This window comes from Xanthomonas prunicola (assembly GCF_002846205.1).
In the GTDB taxonomy this organism is placed as follows: domain Bacteria; phylum Pseudomonadota; class Gammaproteobacteria; order Xanthomonadales; family Xanthomonadaceae; genus Xanthomonas; species Xanthomonas prunicola.
The window spans coordinates 104,501-119,607 of sequence record NZ_PHKV01000007.1; the positions used below are offsets into that span (position 1 = coordinate 104,501).

Consider the following 15,107-nt stretch of genomic DNA (forward strand, 5'->3'; position numbering starts at 1 on the left):
TCAATAGCTTACACGGGCGCCGATGAATCTACGGCGGTGCGGCATGGCAGGCTGGGGCCGGTGCCTTTCGGAGCTGGCTGCGGGATCGTCTGGTGGCTACGCGAGGTGCCAGTCATTCAGGAGGGAAGATGAGCTACGACTTGGACTTCTGGAAATACAAACCGGGGATTTCGCTCGACCATCCGTTCGTCTATGAAAGATTGACTGAAGGCGAGCATGTGGAAGGGCTTGAAGAACTCCCAATAGAAATGATGCTGTCCCGTCTCGAAGAACTGTTCTCAGATGGCTGGGCCCAGTCAGATGTACTGCATTACGAGAGCGATGATCGCGGTGTCTTCCAGATCTTCACTACGGCGCAGTTCTTCCGGGTTGACTGCTATGGAATGAGTGGTGAAGACATGAATCGTTTTATTGACCTAGGGAAAGAGTTCGGTTGCCCTCTTTACGACCCCCAAGTGGAGACTCGCTACGATGGAAACGGCTAGCACTTCGTTCAAGCCAACGCTGCTTCAAGACGCGGCTTAATTCACGCCATCCACCTGCATCAGCTGGTCAACTTCGAGCATGACGCGCGATTGTCGATGGCGCTGATGACGCGCTTCAGCGGCCAGCATTGCGGCTGCGTTCCATTGTCGGGAGGGGCGAACAACATCGCGTTGACGCTGTTTTCGTTTCCATCGCTCGCCACGTGCGAGCGGTAACGGGAGGCATCGCTGATGCGCGTTGCCTGTCTGCGTTCGCCTCTGCGGCGAACGCCTTGCATCGTCAGTGACGAGTGGAGCTTTCCACGCCCAGGACTGCAGTAACCGCTGCGCCTGGACGACCCCGTCACTTACGGGTTACGGACACCAACGCGCTCTTCGGCGCTCAGCGGCTTGCCGAGGGCGTGGTACGAAGCGACCAGCGTGATCAGGGCGGTGCCCATGACCGTGTAGAAGCTCCACGACTTGGCCAGCACGTGCACCTGGCCGAACACCAGTGCGACGACGGCAGTGGCGGTGCACAGCACCATGGCCAGCAGAGACATCAGGAAAGGGATGGAAGGATCGAGCTTCATGGTCCGGGGGTTCCAAGGTGCGATGCGATAGCTGCAGCATCGGCGTTCCCGTCGCTTTCTTGAACTGTTTTCTGCGCTTTTCTTCAGGCAATCTTGAGCAAGTCAGCAAATGCTCAGCTTTCTGTCAACGCCTTGGCGCGCAAGGATTTGCGTGTCGGAAAACTCCTGACGCGCTGGCGGAAAAATCACCACCTGCGCCAGAGTTCCAACGCGGTCGCGGCGGAAAACCGACAGAACTGCGCAGGGCGGTTTGGCGCTGCCAAAGCGCGGCTCCGACATGCTGCGATGGATGCGGCCATCCCGACCGATACCGCCGGAGTGGCAGATGGGCCAGACCGAGGTGAGCCAGAGCGTAGAGCAGGCGTGCAACGCCAGGTGCGGCGTCTTCGCCCAGCACCGGCGCGGGTCGCGACAAGAACATCTGAGGGACTGCCTCCCTGTCGCACAGCAGGCATTGGCTACGCACGGGTGTTCCGCTCACTCCAATCGGATACGAGCGGAACAACGTGCATTGCAATTACGGCCAATGCTGCGCGCTGGAAACGCGCAAACCTACCCGGCACGCTCAGCGCGCCGGGTAGGTGGCGAATTCGCCGCGTTGCAGTTTGGTCACGTCGTTGCCCTGCCCGTCCTTGAGGCTGAGGTCAGCGCCCTTGGCGGCGAGGTCCTTGAGCACATCGGTGCGCTGGAACAGCGCCGCATACATCGCAGCGGTCTGGCCGGCGTTGTTGCGCTGGTCCGGCGCGCAGTCGGCCTGCATGAGGCGCTTGGCGATGCCCAGCTCGCCCTTGAAGATGGCGCCCATCAGCGCGGTGTTGCCACGCTTGTCCTGCGCACAGGGGTCGGCACCGGCGCTGAGTAATTGCTCCACTGCCGGGCGCTGGCCGTGGTACGCGGCAAGGATCAACGCGGTATAGCCCTTCTCGTCGCGGGTATTGAGGTCGTAATGCGAGCGAATGAACTCGGCCAGCATGTCCTGGCGACCTTCGCGTGCGGCATCGAAGAAGTACTCACGTAGCTGCAGCTTGATCTGCTCTGGGGTTGCCGTGGATGAAGTGGGCGCTGCGGGCGCGGCAGACGGCGAGGCAGCGATGGCTGGCGCGCACAGGGCGCTCAGCATGACCAACAGCAGGGTGCGCATATCGCTCTCCCAAGACGGGGACGGCACCGCGGCATGGCCGCGATGCCGTCGGATGGATCACTCCTGCAGGCTGGAGGCCAGCTGCTTGACGCGCGCCAGGTCACCCTTTGCCACGCGGGTCACGCCAGTGCCGTACTCGGGGTCGGCCTTGTACAGGAACGACAGCATCAGGTGCTTGCTTTCGGTGTCGGTGGTGGCCAGCGACTCGCCAAAACTCTGCACCAGATCGGCACGATCCTTCTTGCTGTAGGAGCGGTACAACTCACCGGCCTGCTTGAAGTTCTGCTCGCGGGTGATCTTGGCCTGCTGGGTGGTGCCCGACAGCGGCAACGCGCTGTAACGCGCAGCGGTGTCCTGCGGCCGCGGCTCCAGCCGGCTCGGCTCGTAGTTCACGCCGCTGGTGGTGTGGCCGTTATTGCCTTCGCCATCCTGGTTGCCGTTATTGACGGCCACGCGCGGGCGGTTGACCGGCAGGCTCAGCCCGTTGGCACCGATGCGATACAGCTGGGTGTCGGCATAGGAGAAGATACGGCCCTGCAACAGACGGTCTTCAGACGGTTCGATACCCGGCACCAGGTTGGCCGGCGCCATCGCCACCTGTTCGGTTTCCTGGAAGAAGTTGTCGACGTTCTTGTTCAACACCATCTGGCCGACCTTCTGCTCCGGCACGTCGGGCCAGATCTTGGTGGCATCGAGCGGATCGAAATCGAACTTGGCCAGGTCTTCGGGCTTGAGCACCTGCACGTACAGGTCCCACTTCGGGAAATCGCCCTTCTTGATCGCACCGACCAGATCGTTGGTCAGGTGGCTGTAGTCCTTGGACTGGACCGCGGCAACCTGCTTGGGATCGAGATTCTTGGTGCCCTGCAGCGTCTTCCAATGGAACTTGACGTAGTGCACTTCACCCTGGGCATTGACCAGCTTGTAGGCGTGCACGCCGTTGCCATCCATGAAGCGATAGCCGGCGGGCGTGCCTTCGTTGGAATACAGCAACGTCAACGTACGGGTGGCTTCAGGCACATGCGAGAAGAAATCGAAGCGACGCGAATCGTCGTCCAGGTTGGTGCGCGGGTCCGGCTTGAAGGCGTGGACCATGTCGGGGAACTTGATCGCATCGCGGATGAAGAAGGTCGGGAAGTTGTTGCCGACCAGATCCCAGTTGCCTTCGCTGGTGTAGAACTTGGTAGCGAAACCATGCGGGTCGCGCAGCGTTTCCGGCGAATGATTGCCATGCACCACCGAGGAGAAACGCACGAACACCGGAGTCTTCTCGCCGGCGCTGAACACCTTGGCCTTGGTCAGGCTGGACAGATCGGCAGTGGCGGTGAATTCGCCTTTGACGCCGGTACCGCGCGCATGCACCACGCGCTCGGGAATGCGCTCGCGATCGAAGCGCTGCAGCTTCTGGATCAGCTGCACGTCCTGCAGCAGTGTCGGGCCGGCGGCGCCGGCCGTCTGCGAATTCTGGTTGTCACCGACCTTGGCGCCATTGTCGCGGGTCAGAACGGATTGGGCGAAGGCCGGCGGGGCGATCAACGTGGGGGCTAGCAGGGCTAGCACCATGAGGTGTCCAGGGCGCATGGCGTCAGCTCGTTTGAGGAGGCTGAATCATGGCCAGCAGGCCGAAGCGTGAGAAGTCGTTAGTTACGATCACTGCGATAGGCGAACATGATGATGACTCCAGAGCGTGATATGCATCGCGTTACAAGGCGGTAGCACGTTGAAGATCATGTCGCTTGCGCCACGCATGCGGTGACCAGGCCTGATTCACAGCGGCGCACTCTCTGCGTTGACGACTGCAACATACTGCAGTGCACACGATTGGCAAACTTTCAGACGGCATTGACATGCAGTGAAGCATGCACAGGAGACCGGATTCATCGCCCAGTGCAAGCAGGACAGCAAGATCCCAGAACGCATGTGATCCACGCATGCACGCGCGACCCGTGCGTTGATTGGCAGCCATCGCATCGCACTTGGCGATCTGCGCAAGATTCAAAGACCGCCAGAACCGCCCTGCTCGTCAGGCAAACCGACATCTGCCCGTCTCTGCGCCAGCCGCGCCGGATCCTCCAGCTCGAACAGGCTGCCGTCCGCCTTGCGCTGGGTGCCATAGCGCTGCGGCTTGCCCGACATGATCAGGTTGCGATCCACGAACAATGCCATGTCCGCGGTGCTGTAAGACCCGCGCGCCGCCGCAATCTCGATGTTCTTCAGGAAGCCATCGCGAAACGTGCGGTCAGTGGAGTGCTGCGCGACCAGGAAACCGGCATGCGCCCCGTCTTCGCCGACCGACGCGACATCGGGGAAGCCGAATTTGTCGATCAATGCAGACAGCGCAGCCTGGTTTTCCCGTTGCGACGCAACCAGACGCATGGCCATTTCTTTTGCTGCACCTTGATTGGCCTGCAGCTGTTGCGCCGTGAAAGCACCACGAATCTGCTCACGGATCTTCTGATCGGCATCGGCCAGTGCCAGCAACTGTTCACGGTAGGTAGCATTCATAGAGTGGCGGTCCGGCTGCAGATTCTGCCCTGTTTCGGCAACAGCATGCCCTATCGTCGCCAGCTGCCACAGCAACACTCCTAGCATCACCACTTTCATGAGCACTCAACTCCCGATTCTGGAAAACTCTCGACCCCCGTCCCACTCTGAACAGCTACGGGCTTTTCTTCCAAGCGTGGAAATTCCTGGCACCTACTGGTTTTCCCGTAAACCAGGAACGAACAAAACTTGCCCGCGATGTCCATCCCAGGCGACTTGTCATCCAGATAGAGGAATTGTCCACCCGGGTTGAGCTCCAGGAATACCGGCTCACCCCCAGCGATGGGGACGACAAAATCTGCACAGAAGAAGTCGATCCCCAGTGCTGATCGAAGCACATCCAGCTTTGCCTGCAAGCCGGGATACAAAGATACCCACTGGTAGTGCATGGTCGTCTTATGCCTGATGGCACGATAGTCGATCTCGCCCAACAAGGAATGACGCATCTGCATGCAGAAGTACTCCCCCCCCATGCAGACCACCCGCAGGTCCGCTTGATGACTAATAACCTGCTGATAGGTCGTCGGACACGCGCGCAGATCCCCATCCGCCAGCTGCTCTTTCGAAGCAATGCGTGTCGCATAGGAGACGCTGTAGTTTTCACCATCCGCCCATGCCCCGACATTGAACGGCTTGACGACAACACCATCGGCATGTTTCTGACGAAATGCATGAACATCGTCTGGACGCTGGCTGATCAAGGTCTCAGGCACCAACAAACCACTGACAACTGCGGCTGCGAGCTGCAGCGGCTTCTGATCGGCGGCGAGTGCGACTAGCGGCGCATTGACCCAGCGCTTTACGCCATGCCCAGCTGCAAGCAAGGCTACAGCCCCCAGATCGAACAGCAATCCTTCTGTCCTGATGAATTTCATGTCCTGATCGTGGACATGCGCAGGTGCGGATTTACTGAACAACAAACGGCGACTCCAAGCCGCATCGTAGACAATCGGAACGCCATCTCGAACAACACTCACGCCTTGCGGCCCATACAGCAAAGACCCGTCAAGGCCACACGGCCATTGCCCGGTGTCCAACAGGCTTACGGCGTGTCCCGACGCAGCGATCATCGCAGCAATCGTGGACGCGTGTGTATCGCTGCGCGGCGCGACGATCAACACATTCCTGGTATTTTCGTCCATAGACGCGACACATTCCAAAGCACGACAGGAGCATGGCGACATCTGCATGTCGCCATGCCGGGGGACGCTTAGCTGACGATAATGATCGTTTCGGTGTCGATGGCCTCGACAATGATGATGACTAACGTATCGCCAGCACCACCGCAGGACACAGCACTGACTTCTTCCTGAGTCATCTCACGTGCGAAGCGCTGAGCGACGGGACGCGAGTTTTCCATGAGTTCAAAGTTTTCCATTACTTACTCCTTGGCTGCTTCAGGGTAGTTCGCCGGCGAGATTGCCGACGTGCTTCTCGACACCATCACTGGCATCAAGTTTCTCGGCGCCATGAAGGGCAGCCTGCTTATCTCGCGAATCGGCGACAAGCGATATCCTGCGGTCGGCAGAGGCAATCGTTTCCTGCCGGTGCGCGATGATGATCCGGGTCATTTTCATTGCCTTGATATGCGCGTTGACCACTTGATCTCTGGTGGAATCCAGATGACTGGTCGCCTCGTCCAGCACGAGGATCTTCGGCTGCCGGTACAAAGCGCGCGCAAGGATGACGCGCTGACGTTGACCACCGGACAGGATCGAACCCATATCACCGACAAGGGATTCGTAGCCCATTGGCATCCTGGCAATATCGTCATGGATCGTAGCCAGCTGCGCGGCACTGGCGATCCGCTCGATACTCGAATCCGGATCGAAGAATGCGATGTTGTCGGCCAACGATCCGGCAAATAGCTGATCATCCTGCATGACTGCCGACACCATCGCCCTGTAGTTCTCCAGCCCAAATTTGCGGATATCGACGCCGCCGACCTCGATGGTGCCCTCAGTCGGCTCGATCAGACCCAGCAGCAACTTGGCGAATGTGGACTTGCCACAGCCGCTGGGGCCCACAATGGCAACCGACTCACCCGCTTCGATGCGCAGATTGAGATTGCGTATGACCCATGGATCGTCGTCTGAATAACGGAAACTCAGCCCCTTGACGAGAATTTCAGGAACGGGCTCCGGGCCGCTATAACTGGAAATTTCATCCAGCTCCGGGGCAGTCGCGGCGATATCCGCGATCCGCTCGGCATGCAGACGCAGCATCTTGAGTTCGATGAACTTATCGACCAAGCCCGCAGCCCTGCTGGTGAAAAGATCCGCGTACGCCAGGAAGGCAACAAGCATGCCTGCCGACAAGGTTCCATTCAATGCCAAGTAACCGCCGATGGCGATGAGAAACACTCTCTGCGCCCCGAACAGCCCCTGATTGAGCGCATTGAATGCAAGGCCAAAACGTTGCGTCTGCATTTCCAGACGCACACTCTGTGCTGTGGCACTGAACAATCTGCCCTGGCGAAGCCCCTGCTTGTTGGCAAGCTTGATCGCCTGTATACCCCGTACCGACTCCATCAGCTCGCTTTGCTGACGTGCCGCATATGCCAACTGATCACGACTTATCACGAATTGCAGTCGATAGAAGGCCAGACGCAAGCCGAGATATAGGGTGAAAGCTGCCAGGACCAGGCCTGTGAGTGGCAGGCTGTAGGCCATCAGGATGACCACAGCCAGGCACCCCGTTAGCCCATTGAGCATCGCTTCCACAAAGCTGCCGGTCAATGTCGTCTGGATGGATTTCAAGGAAGAAAAGCGCGACAACACATCGCCCATGTGCCGCTTCTCGAAGTACTCGAGTGGAAGCCGCATCAGATGACCAAACAGGTTGGTGATCCATTGGGTATTCAATGATGCGCCGAGCCAACTGACGATCCAGCTCCGCGCGACTGTCAGCATGGTCTGGAAAACGATGGTAAGCAAGAAAGCAATGGTCAGGATCTTAAGCAGTTGCATATCGGCTGAAACCAGCACGTGGTCGATAACCCACTGCATCTGGAAAGGCAAAAGCAGCGCAAGCACTTCGATCGCCAACGCCAAGCCGAATATCTGCAGCAATCCCCGCCTCAGGCCAAAAATTCGCCCTGTCAGGGATCGCAAGGACACCTTCGGCGCCTCGACGGAAGGTCGAAAGTCTGTGCCGGGCTGCAGTTCCAGCAAGACGCCCGTGAAATGTTTGCCGACCTCGGACATCGGTAGCCGCAATGTCCCTCGTGCAGGGTCGTGTAGCAGCGCAACGCCTCGCGCGATGCGTTCAAGAACAACGAAGTGCGACATGTCCCAATGCAGGATGCATGGTTGTTTCAGATCTTGCAGATAGTCCGGCTCGGCTCGCATTGCCCTAACATCCAGACCCATGGCACGACCAATTTGCACCAACCTCTCAAGGCGAACGCCTCTCTGCGAGATATTGAATCGCCGCCGGACCTGAGCGAGATCGATTCTGTCACCGTGATATCCAGCGACCATGACCAGACAGGCAAGACCACATTCGGCCGCTTCCGTCTGCATCACCGGGACGATCTGCGCGCGGTTCGACAATAGCCGATGGACCGATGCGGTGTCGATCATGCGTGTTTCCCGGCCGGATCATCCAACAAACGCCCCGTCATTTCGTAAACGGGTTCAAACATCCATTCGATCAGCTTGCGCTTCTCCAGAAGTATGTCGGCATCCAACACCATGCCCGGACGCAGCAGTTCGTTTCTTCCGTTGGCGACAATATGCTGTGCTTCCAGTTCGACGATGACACGATAGCGGGCCTCCTCAATCTGTTGCCCCAGCAGCGACGACAACTCTTTCGAAGTGACCGCGCTACGCGAGACCTCAACCACACGGCCTGCGTGGCGGCCGAACTTCTGATACGGAAACGCCTGGTAGCGAAGAAGGACGCGATCGCCACGCGTCACGAATCCAACGGCCTTGGAAGGCACCCAGAGCTCGGCGCGCAAGGTAATATTCTTGGGCAATAGGGTGACCAGCGGCTGTTGCGCGCTGACAGGTTGTCCGGCGTGGACAAACAGGTTTCCAATGATTCCGTCGGCGGGAGCGCGCAAGACGATGGAACGGCGCGCCTCGCTCTCCGAAAGGGATTGAGCGACGTCGGCGATCTGCCTGGCAATTTCGTTGCGCTTTGCCTCCAACGTCGCAGGATTTTGTTCCAGCTGAGATTGCAGTTGGGAATGCTCCACGCGCAGGTCCAGCGCATGCTTTTGCAGCTCCTTGAGTTGACTTTGGTTCTGGATTGCAATGTCCTGCTGCTGCAGTAATTGAACCTTGGTCAATATTCCCTTTTCTGCGGCGCTCACCCATTGCTCGTAGAGTCGAAGCGCACTGTCTGCACGCTGGCGCTGCAACCGGATTTGTTCGGCGGTATTGTCCACCTGCGCCTGCAGCAAGGCGATCCTTCGGCGCAGATCGCGCTGCTGGGCGGCGTACAGCTGATCCTGCGCCTGCATATCTGCGTTCAGACGACTACGCTTTATCTCAAGTTGCGAGATGACCGATGCCTGGGTGTCCCCGAGCGAAGTACTGTCTTGCTCTCCCGAAATTTCCAGCACGGGATCACCAGCCCGTACCGCGGCTCCCTCGACCACGAACGCTTTGGACACCATGCCCGCGCTGAGCGGCGTCAATGTCAACAGGCCACGGTCCGGTACCAATGCGCCATTAACGGCTTCGTGCCGGGTGAAACTTCCAAAGCACAGCAATGAGAACACCGTGACCACGAGAAACAGTGCGGTGGCAAAGCAAGGCCAACCGAACCTTGGCGCCTCAAGGCGCACCGGCGCGAGCCAGGCTTCTCGGCGTGCGCGCAACACTTCTTCCCTGAAGAAACTGCCCGGCATATGCACTCCCTGCTTCGCTAAGAGACGCGCCTACTCCCTTCAGGCCCAGTTAATCCAGAGAAATGAGCGCTGTCAAGCGCACTGCATCGCATAACCATATGCCGCGCCCAGGAATCTCTCTAAAGCAAAAAGAAATGGCTGCCCTGGACTAGCCGATCACCCGCTTGAACGGTGGCAACGCGTCGATGATGCGTTTGCCGTAGCGACGTGTCAGCAGGCGCGAGTCGAGAATGATCACGCGGCCATGGTCGTTGGAGCTGCGGATCAAGCGGCCGGCGAACTGCGTGAGCGTGCGCAGCGCATGCGGAATGGCGATCAGGTTGAAGGCGTTATGACCGCGGCTTTCCAGCCATTCGCTCAAGGTGGAGGTCTGCGGATCGGTCGGCACGGCGAACGGCACCTGGGTAATGACCACCGTGGTGCAGGCCTCGCCGGGTAGATCCAGGCCTTCGCCGAAGGAATTGAGCCCGAACAACACAGAGCCTTCGCCAACGGCGATGCGGCGCAGGTGTTCGGTGATCAGTTGCGACTTGTTGCCCTCGCCCTGCACCAGCACGCGGTTGCGTTGCGCCAGCGGCATCAGGTCGGCGACCTTTTCCATCTTCCAGCGCGAGGTGAACAGCACGATGCTGCCCTTGGCGGTCCAATCCAGTTCGCGCACCAGATATTTAGCCACTTCTTTCGGATGGCCTTCGCGGTCGTCGGGCGTGACCGGGAAATTGGGCACGATCAATTCGGCCTGATTGGGCAGGTCGAACGGCGAGGCCAGCGATGCCATTTCGGCGTGATCGGGCAGCCCGTTATCGATGGCGAAGGATTGGAAATCGCCGCCGCCAGTGAGCGTGGCCGAGGTCATCACCACCGAATCCACCTCGTTCCAGATCATCGTGCGCAGCACTTGCGCGGCCGAGACCGGCGAGCAGTGGCAGATCAGGTCGCCGTCGCGCGAGAGAGTGATCCAGCGCGCCATCGGCGGCTGGCCTTCCTTGTCTTCGCGCCGCCAGCCGCTCCACAGATTGTGCTGCTGCTCGGCCATTTCCAGGGCCAGGCCCAGGTTGCGTTGCAGACGCTCGCGTGCGGCATCGTCCTGCTTGCCCTTGGCTACCGCGCCATGGGCGGCATGCACCCAGTTGAACAGCGCGCGGGTTTGTTCGCCGAGTTCTTCGATGGCCGGGCCCCACTGCGGCGGCAACTTGCCGTTGGCCGCACGCCACAACGGATCGCGTTCGCCGGGCTCGGGCTTCCAGACGCGCTCGACCTCGGCATGGAAGGCCTTGAGCAGTTTGGACACCCGCGCCGCCACTTCGATGGCTTCGTTGGGCAGCAGGTTGCCGATCTTGTCCTTGTCCACCGCGCGGTACGCAGCGGCGATGAGAATCTGCATGCGGCCAGTGCGCTTGGCCATCTCGTCCAGCGGCAGATTGGCCGCCCCCTGGTCGATCGCCACGCCGGCGATGTGATGGCCCTCGTCGAGCACCAGCAGCATGTCCGACGGCGGGGCGATCAGCGGCTGGCCGTTTTCGGCATCACCCAGCGACAGCGAGGACAGCAGCAAGGCATGGTTGGTCACCACGATCTGCGCTTCGCGCACGTCGGTGCGTGCCTTGAGCACCGGGCATTGCGCGGCATAACTGCAGCGGCGTCCCGCACAGCCGGAGGCCGGCGTGGTAATGCGCATGCGCAGCGGCACCGAAACCTGCTCTGGCGCATCGTCCAGGTCGCCGTTCCAGGTGCGCGCGGCGTAGGCCTTGGCCAGCCGCTTGGCCAGATCCGCATCGACGGGGCTGAGGGGGCGGTCGTACAGCGCCTGCTCGTCTTCGAACATGGCGTTCTGGCTGGTGTCGCCTTCCAGTTCGGCGGCATTGCGCGTGCACAGATAGCGGGTGCGGCCCTTGGCCAGGGCCACGGTCGCTTCCAGCCCGGTGGCCTTGAGGAAGGCCGGGATGTCGCGCTCCACCAGTTGCGACTGCAGCGCCACGGTACCGGTGCTGATCACCAGCTTCTTCTTGGTGGCCAGTGCGATCGGCACGCCGGCAGTGAGATAGCCCAGACTCTTGCCCACGCCGGTGGGCGCCTCGGCAATGCCGATGCCGCCGGAGGTGGCCAGCGCACGCGAGACCAGGCCGATCATCTGGCTCTGCGCGCGGCGCGTGGCGAAGCCAGGCGTATTGGCCTGCAGCTTGGCGTAGGCGTCGCGGATGCCGGCCTTGATCGGGTCGGTCAGCACACGCTGGGTGGGAACGGGCGCGGACGGCGCAGCCGGTGGGGCAAGGTCACTCATCGCGCTATTTTCGCATGGACCGGCGCAGCGCCTGCGACCGGCGTGGTGCGCGGCTGAACGCGTTTGCTTGTGCGGGGCGATCGTGCGGCCAACCTGATGCCGAGAACGCACGTTGCACGGCCTGCCGCAGGGTTCGGCTGTTCAATCACCGCCTGCAAGCACCGGCTGCCTGCTTGAATCCGGAAGGTCGCGCGATGGATGCCGACCGAGGACCTCGCTGCCTGCAATGAGCAGGCAGCGTGTCTTCGCTTCGTCAGCTGCGCAGCGCGCGCGAAGGCCACGCATAGCGCGCCCACACCATGCCAATGGCCGCCATCGCGATACCCATCAACAACATGCCGGCGCCCACACCGTTCGGCCCGAAGCGTTCGTACAGCAGGCCGCCGCGATTGACCGCGGCCAGCGCCTGCGGATGCAGCAGCGTCCATACGCCCTGCCCGGCACAGACCAGCCCAACGATGACCAGCGCGATGGCTTTGAGCGGAATCATGGGCGCGTACCAGCGGTGGGTGCCAAGCGTTGCAAGCTGGCCGCCAGCGTCCACACCAGCACGCCGATGCCGACGGCCTGGACGGCCATCAGCACGAAGTGGGCGATGCTGACCACCATGCTGATCTGACGCACATTGCCTTGCTGCAGCAACAGCATCGGAATCGCCTGGAACGCGACCTCGGCGAACAGGCAGCCCAGCAGCAACCAGAGCGCGGCCAGCCCGGCACGCCGCAGCGGGCTATGCGGCGCGCGCCACAGCAGGACCAGCCCAAGCAGCAGCGCAATCAGCATCGGCACGCGCGACAGCAGGCTGGTGACCAGGGTCAGCAGGATAGCGGTGGCATCGGCGCTGCCCACGTCAGTCGGCACTGACCAGCACGGCCTCGCGCGCGCGCAGCGCGGCGTAGACCGGATCGGTGTCCGGGCGCACGCCGTGCCATAGCGCGAAGCTTTCGGCGGCCTGCTCTACCAGCATGCCCAGGCCGTCGATGGCGTACCGGCATTGCGCCGAACGCGCCCACGCCAGAAACGCAATGGCGGTGGCGCCATAGTTCAGATCGACCGCGGCAGTGAGGCTGTTGACCAGCCCCAGCGGCAGCGCGAACGCACCGGCGTCGCGGTCGCGCCCGGCGGCGGTGGCGTTGACGATCAGCTCGAAGTCGCCAAGGTCGCGCAGGTCTTCGATATAACGCGACACCACCCGACCGGGTTCGCCGAGCGCATCGCACAACGCATCGGCGCGCTCGGGCGAGCGGTTCACCACCACCATTTCGGTAATGCCGGCTTCCAGCAGCGCCGGCGCGACGCCGCGTGCAGCGCCGCCGGCGCCCAGCAGCAGGACGCGGCGACCGCGCAGATCCAGGCCATGGCGATCGGTGAGATCACGCACCAGGCCGATACCGTCGGTGTTGTCACCCTGCCACTGGCCGTCGTGACGCACCAGTGTGTTCGCCGCTCCGGCCAGCCGCGCGCGATCGCTGAGGCTGCTGGCCAGCGCACACGCCGCTTCCTTCAGTGGCAGGGTGACGTTCGCGCCCTTGCCGCCTTCGTGGGCGAAGCGTTGCAGCGCGGCACTGAAGTCCTCCGGCGGCGCATCGATGGCGGTGTAGTCCAGCGCAATGCCGGTCTGCTTCCCGAAGTCGGCGTGGATGGCCGGCGACAGCGAATGGGCGACGGGGTGACCGAACACGGCATAACGGGATACGGGCATGAAACGCTCTCTGGTTGACTAGACTGTGCGCGACTTTAGAGTGGCTAACAACATGTAGCGAGCGGTCGTCAGGTGGGCATCGACCGCGCGCAGGAACCGGAGTGTACGAGTGGTACATGCCGATTCCGAGCACTGGCCGCGCCCGCCTGGCGGTTGCGCAGTCATTTTGTTAACCGCTCTTGCAGGAACACCACATGCACTATCGATGGACGCTGCTCACGCTGGCGGCAAGTTTACTCTGCGTCCCGTCTGCTTCGGGGCTTGCTGAATTCGGCATCGAGGGCATGGGCGTGGTCTCCACGCCAGCGAATGAGTCACGCGCCACGCTCAGCCCGGACGGGCAGCGCATCGTCTGGGCCAGCGACCGCGCCGGTGGCGCCGGCGGCTGGGATCTGTGGCAGGCGCAGCTGCGCGGCGGGCGCTGGCAGGACGCGCAACCGCTGCCGATCAATACCGGGCAGGACGAGACCACGCCACTGTTCAGTGCCGACGGCCGCTGGCTGCTGTTCGCCTCCACCCGACCCGGCGGCGCGGGCGGCAGCGACCTGTACCGGGCACCGCTGGATGCGAAAGGCGCCGTGGGCCCGGTGCAATCGCTGGGCGCGGCGATCAACAGCGCCGGCAACGAACGCGCGCCGACGCTGTCGCTGGACGGGACGCGCCTGCTGTTCGCCAGCGACGGACACGGCGGCGGCGGCGGCATGGACCTGTTCGTGGCGCACTGGGATGGGAAGGCGTTTAGTGCGCCGGTGGCCTTGGTCGACATCAACAGCGCAGCCGACGAACTGGACGCCGCCTGGCTCGGCGACGGACGCGCGCTGGTGTGGGCCCGCGGAAAGACCGACGGCCCCAGCCAGTTGCTGTTGTCCGTCTGCAAAGACGGGCATTTTGCACCGGGCCAGCCGCTGCCGCTGTCGTTCAACGGGCCGCAGGAGCGCACCTTCGGCGCGGTCGTGGATGCGGCAAAGCCCGGCGAATTGCTGGTGACCGGCAGTGCCCGAGCACCGCGCGCAGGGCAGCTGGACATCTACCGGATGAAGGCACCGGCAGCCGAGGGCGATACGAGTTGCCGTTGAGGTGGATGGGTGCGTTGGATCAGATCGAGACGGGGTGATCTGGGCAGTCGCCGCAGAGCTGCTGATCGCTTCCAATGCGGCGGCTAGCGAACCGTGCGACGCGAAGTCCTCATTCTTCAAGACACATCTGGCGGGGTGCCCTCGCCGATTGCGGAGCCGTTGGCGGCATGGATGCCGCCAACGAGCGCATGGACGGATTCACGGCGTGTCCCGCGAGCGGTGAGGACACCGCGCGCTCGACCGACCAGGCTTTTGATTGAATAAAACAAGATGCGATAACAAACTGTTTTGCAGGGCTTTTGATTGAATAAAACAAGATGCGATAACAAACTGTTTTGCAGGCGCCGTGCGAGCAGCGAGCAGGCAATGCTCAGCATCGGCACGTATCCGTCGTGCATGGCTGTCTGCGGTTGTGCAATCCCCGCGCCCGCCTCACGCGCACGCA

15 protein-coding genes and 1 other RNA gene are annotated in these 15,107 nt (G+C 61.7%); 2 read left to right on the top strand and 14 right to left on the bottom strand.

Annotated elements, in window-relative coordinates; translation table 11 throughout:
* Positions 1–128 precede the first annotated feature (128 nt).
* Positions 129–485: a hypothetical protein gene (locus XpruCFBP8353_RS18110; protein ID WP_101364449.1), complete on the top strand. Its 357-nt coding sequence runs from the start codon at positions 129–131 to the stop codon at positions 483–485.
* Positions 486–832: 347 nt separating this feature from the next.
* Here the strand turns inward: XpruCFBP8353_RS18110 and XpruCFBP8353_RS18120 are convergent, their stop codons facing one another.
* The 13 genes from XpruCFBP8353_RS18120 to XpruCFBP8353_RS18175 form a co-directional block, all read right to left on the bottom strand.
* Positions 833–1,057 (bottom strand): hypothetical protein, encoded by a 225-nt coding sequence (locus XpruCFBP8353_RS18120; protein ID WP_010374918.1) that lies wholly within the window; start codon positions 1,055–1,057, stop codon positions 833–835.
* 565 nt (positions 1,058–1,622) lie between these two features.
* On the bottom strand, positions 1,623–2,198 hold the full coding sequence (locus XpruCFBP8353_RS18125) for an ankyrin repeat domain-containing protein (protein ID WP_101364450.1): 576 nt from the start codon (positions 2,196–2,198) through the stop codon (positions 1,623–1,625).
* Positions 2,199–2,255: 57 nt separating this feature from the next.
* The gene (gene katB, locus XpruCFBP8353_RS18130; protein ID WP_207759673.1) at positions 2,256–3,761 is read right to left on the bottom strand and encodes a catalase; all 1,506 of its coding nucleotides are present in this window, start codon (positions 3,759–3,761) and stop codon (positions 2,256–2,258) included.
* Between the two features lie 432 nt (positions 3,762–4,193).
* On the bottom strand, positions 4,194–4,802 hold the full coding sequence (locus tag XpruCFBP8353_RS18135) for a DUF6624 domain-containing protein (protein WP_101364452.1): 609 nt from the start codon (positions 4,800–4,802) through the stop codon (positions 4,194–4,196).
* Positions 4,799–5,932, bottom strand: a complete 1,134-nt coding sequence (locus tag XpruCFBP8353_RS18140; RefSeq protein WP_243391141.1) for an ATP-grasp domain-containing protein — start codon at positions 5,930–5,932, stop codon at positions 4,799–4,801. The genes XpruCFBP8353_RS18135 and XpruCFBP8353_RS18140 overlap by 4 nt, the downstream gene beginning before the upstream one ends.
* A gap of 20 nt (positions 5,933–5,952) precedes the next feature.
* Entirely contained in the window at positions 5,953–6,120 is a 168-nt protein-coding gene (locus tag XpruCFBP8353_RS24015; RefSeq protein ID WP_023905561.1) for a hypothetical protein, read from the bottom strand.
* Between the two features lie 19 nt (positions 6,121–6,139).
* Positions 6,140–8,326 (bottom strand): peptidase domain-containing ABC transporter, encoded by a 2,187-nt coding sequence (locus tag XpruCFBP8353_RS18145; RefSeq protein ID WP_101364453.1) that lies wholly within the window; start codon positions 8,324–8,326, stop codon positions 6,140–6,142.
* Positions 8,323–9,603: an HlyD family efflux transporter periplasmic adaptor subunit gene (locus XpruCFBP8353_RS18150; RefSeq protein ID WP_279327770.1), complete on the bottom strand. Its 1,281-nt coding sequence runs from the start codon at positions 9,601–9,603 to the stop codon at positions 8,323–8,325. The genes XpruCFBP8353_RS18145 and XpruCFBP8353_RS18150 overlap by 4 nt, the downstream gene beginning before the upstream one ends.
* 148 nt (positions 9,604–9,751) lie before the next feature.
* A complete protein-coding gene (gene dinG, locus XpruCFBP8353_RS18155; protein ID WP_101364454.1) occupies positions 9,752–11,884 on the bottom strand; it encodes an ATP-dependent DNA helicase DinG in 2,133 nt (710 codons plus the stop codon).
* Positions 11,885–12,137: 253 nt separating this feature from the next.
* Positions 12,138–12,374: a hypothetical protein gene (locus tag XpruCFBP8353_RS18160; protein ID WP_101364455.1), complete on the bottom strand. Its 237-nt coding sequence runs from the start codon at positions 12,372–12,374 to the stop codon at positions 12,138–12,140.
* A complete protein-coding gene (locus tag XpruCFBP8353_RS18165; RefSeq protein WP_101364456.1) occupies positions 12,371–12,745 on the bottom strand; it encodes a hypothetical protein in 375 nt (124 codons plus the stop codon). Before XpruCFBP8353_RS18165 ends, XpruCFBP8353_RS18160 begins: the two co-directional genes overlap by 4 nt.
* Positions 12,735–13,586, bottom strand: a complete 852-nt coding sequence (gene aroE, locus XpruCFBP8353_RS18170; protein WP_101364457.1) for a shikimate dehydrogenase — start codon at positions 13,584–13,586, stop codon at positions 12,735–12,737. The genes XpruCFBP8353_RS18165 and aroE overlap by 11 nt, the downstream gene beginning before the upstream one ends.
* A 42-nt stretch (positions 13,587–13,628) precedes the next feature.
* Positions 13,629–13,704: non-coding RNA, sX9 sRNA (locus XpruCFBP8353_RS18175), on the bottom strand.
* Between the two features lie 76 nt (positions 13,705–13,780).
* Here XpruCFBP8353_RS18175 and XpruCFBP8353_RS18180 point away from each other — a divergent pair.
* A complete protein-coding gene (locus XpruCFBP8353_RS18180) occupies positions 13,781–14,662 on the top strand; it encodes a TolB family protein (RefSeq protein WP_101364458.1) in 882 nt (293 codons plus the stop codon).
* A 116-nt stretch (positions 14,663–14,778) separates the two neighbouring features.
* Here XpruCFBP8353_RS18180 and XpruCFBP8353_RS23500 read toward each other — a convergent pair whose 3' ends face one another.
* On the bottom strand, positions 14,779–15,060 hold the full coding sequence (locus XpruCFBP8353_RS23500) for a hypothetical protein (protein WP_133125669.1): 282 nt from the start codon (positions 15,058–15,060) through the stop codon (positions 14,779–14,781).
* Between the last annotated feature and the right edge of the window lie 47 nt (positions 15,061–15,107).

Excerpts from the sequence above, each read along its gene's own strand:
- XpruCFBP8353_RS23500 (WP_133125669.1), bottom strand. The coding sequence starts at position 15,060 with ATGCACGACGGATACGTGCCGATGCTGAGCATTGCCTGCTCGCTGCTC.
- XpruCFBP8353_RS18110 (WP_101364449.1), top strand. The coding sequence starts at position 129 with ATGAGCTACGACTTGGACTTCTGGAAATACAAACCGGGGATTTCGCTC.
- XpruCFBP8353_RS18125 (WP_101364450.1), bottom strand. The coding sequence starts at position 2,198 with ATGCGCACCCTGCTGTTGGTCATGCTGAGCGCCCTGTGCGCGCCAGCC.
- XpruCFBP8353_RS18135 (WP_101364452.1), bottom strand. The coding sequence starts at position 4,802 with ATGAAAGTGGTGATGCTAGGAGTGTTGCTGTGGCAGCTGGCGACGATA.
- dinG (WP_101364454.1), bottom strand. The coding sequence starts at position 11,884 with ATGAGTGACCTTGCCCCACCGGCTGCGCCGTCCGCGCCCGTTCCCACC.
- aroE (WP_101364457.1), bottom strand. The coding sequence starts at position 13,586 with ATGCCCGTATCCCGTTATGCCGTGTTCGGTCACCCCGTCGCCCATTCG.
- XpruCFBP8353_RS18120 (WP_010374918.1), bottom strand. The coding sequence starts at position 1,057 with ATGAAGCTCGATCCTTCCATCCCTTTCCTGATGTCTCTGCTGGCCATG.
- XpruCFBP8353_RS18160 (WP_101364455.1), bottom strand. The coding sequence starts at position 12,374 with ATGATTCCGCTCAAAGCCATCGCGCTGGTCATCGTTGGGCTGGTCTGT.
- XpruCFBP8353_RS18150 (WP_279327770.1), bottom strand. The coding sequence starts at position 9,603 with ATGCCGGGCAGTTTCTTCAGGGAAGAAGTGTTGCGCGCACGCCGAGAA.
- XpruCFBP8353_RS18180 (WP_101364458.1), top strand. The coding sequence starts at position 13,781 with ATGCACTATCGATGGACGCTGCTCACGCTGGCGGCAAGTTTACTCTGC.
- katB (WP_207759673.1), bottom strand. The coding sequence starts at position 3,761 with ATGGTGCTAGCCCTGCTAGCCCCCACGTTGATCGCCCCGCCGGCCTTC.
- XpruCFBP8353_RS18145 (WP_101364453.1), bottom strand. The coding sequence starts at position 8,326 with ATGATCGACACCGCATCGGTCCATCGGCTATTGTCGAACCGCGCGCAG.
- XpruCFBP8353_RS24015 (WP_023905561.1), bottom strand. The coding sequence starts at position 6,120 with ATGGAAAACTTTGAACTCATGGAAAACTCGCGTCCCGTCGCTCAGCGC.
- XpruCFBP8353_RS18140 (WP_243391141.1), bottom strand. The coding sequence starts at position 5,932 with ATGCAGATGTCGCCATGCTCCTGTCGTGCTTTGGAATGTGTCGCGTCT.